Annotated in this window: 2 protein-coding genes; both read left to right on the forward strand. The window is 47.1% G+C overall.

What is annotated here, in order from left to right; all coding sequences use genetic code 11:
* Positions 1 to 1,260: glycoside hydrolase family 92 protein (locus M2448_RS20270; RefSeq protein ID WP_280647999.1), on the forward strand; the 1,260-nt coding region annotated here is incomplete at its 5' end.
* A gap of 88 nt (positions 1,261 to 1,348) precedes the next feature.
* A partial coding sequence (locus tag M2448_RS20275; protein WP_280648000.1) for a glycoside hydrolase family 125 protein occupies positions 1,349 to 1,965 on the forward strand: 617 nt, incomplete at its 3' end.

A 1,965-nucleotide genomic window follows, 5' to 3' on the forward strand; every position in this document is an offset into this window, starting at 1 on the left:
GACACCTTCCGCAGCCTGTTCCCTTTCCTGAACCTGATGTACCCTGAGATGAACGTAAAAATGCAGGAAGGACTGGTCAATACCTACAAAGAAAGCGGATTCCTGCCCGAGTGGGCAAGCCCCGGACATCGCGACTGTATGGTGGGCAACAACTCTGCCTCTGTAGTAGCCGATGCCTATCTGAAAGGACTCAGAGGATACGATATAGAAACTCTCTGGAAAGCCGTAGAGCATGGCGCTAATGCCGTACATCCGCAAGTAAGTTCTACGGGGCGCAACGGTTACGACTATTACAACAAACTCGGCTATGTGCCTTACGATGTAAATATCAACGAAAATGCCGCCCGCACACTCGAGTATGCCTACAACGACTGGTGTATCTATCAACTGGGTAAAAAGCTAGGCAAACCCGAAAAGGATATCGCCATATACAAACAGAGAGCCTTCAACTATAAGAACCTCTACGACAAAGAACATAAGCTGATGCGAGGAAAGAATCAGGACGGAACATTCCAGTCCCCTTTCAATCCCTTGAAATGGGGAGATGCTTTCACCGAAGGTAACAGCTGGCACTATACATGGTCGGTATTTCACGATCCGAAGGGATTGATCGACCTGATGGGCGGAAAAGAAGGCTTCAACCAGATGATGGACTCCGTATTCAACGTACCGCCATTATTCGATGACAGCTACTACGGCTTTGTGATCCACGAAATACGTGAAATGCAGATAATGAATATGGGTAATTATGCACATGGGAACCAACCAATTCAACATATGATCTACCTGTACAACTACTCTGCCCAGCCATGGAAAACCCAGTACTGGACGCGCGAGGTGATGGATAAACTATATACTCCGAATCCCGATGGCTATTGCGGCGATGAAGACAATGGGCAGACATCGGCGTGGTATGTTTTCTCTGCACTGGGCTTCTATCCCGTATGTCCCGGAACGGATGAGTATATACTCGGTTCACCATTATTCAGGAAAGTAACCCTTACACTCGATAACGGAAAACAGGTAGAGATAACTGCAGATAACAACAATAAGGCAAACCCTTATGTCAAAGCAATGACTGTCAACGGACAACCATATACAAAAAACTATCTGACGCATGAACAGCTGATCAATGGTGCGGTTATTAACTATAAAATGGATAACTTGCCGAACACAAGCCGAGGAACTCAACAAAGTGACCTGCCCTATTCGTTCTCAGATGAAGTAGCCCAACAAAAAACGCTTAAAAATAAAAAGTAAGACCATGAAAAATTTAATGCCTTTAAGGGCGAGTATTATAAGCCTGTGCCTGTTAAGCTCTGTGTGGGCTTCGGCATCGTATTCGCCGATGGAGATTGTTCCCGTACAGGATAATACGAAAGTGAAATCTGTTGATTATACAACTAATCGTCCCGATCTATCGAAGCGTTTATTCACATCGAAAGCAGTAGAAAATGAGATCGTCCGCGTGAAGAAGCTGCTAGTCAATCCCAAGTTAGCCTGGATGTTCGAGAACTGCTTCCCCAATACATTAGATACCACCGTTCGCCACCGCAAGAACAATGGCAAAGACGACACCATCGTCTACACCGGCGATATCCACGCCATGTGGCTTCGCGACTCCGGCGCCCAGGTATGGCCATACGTACAACTGGCAAACAACGATCCCGAACTCAGAGCAATGCTCGCAGGCGTTATCCGCCGCCAGTTCAAGTGCATCATCATCGACCCCTATGCCAATGCCTTCCTCGACCCGTACGATCCCAACCCCGACCATCAGTGGCAGTCCGACCTTACGGACATGAAACTCGAGCTGCATGAACGCAAATGGGAGATTGACTCCTTGTGTTACCCCATCCGTCTGGCATATCATTACTGGAAGACAACCGGCGATGCAAGCGTATTCGATGAGGAATGGTTGCAGGCGATAGAAAATATATTGAAAACATTTAAGGAACAACAGCG

Origin of the sequence: Dysgonomonas sp. PF1-14 (assembly GCF_029892965.1) — a bacterium.
GTDB lineage: Bacteria > Bacteroidota > Bacteroidia > Bacteroidales > Dysgonomonadaceae > Dysgonomonas.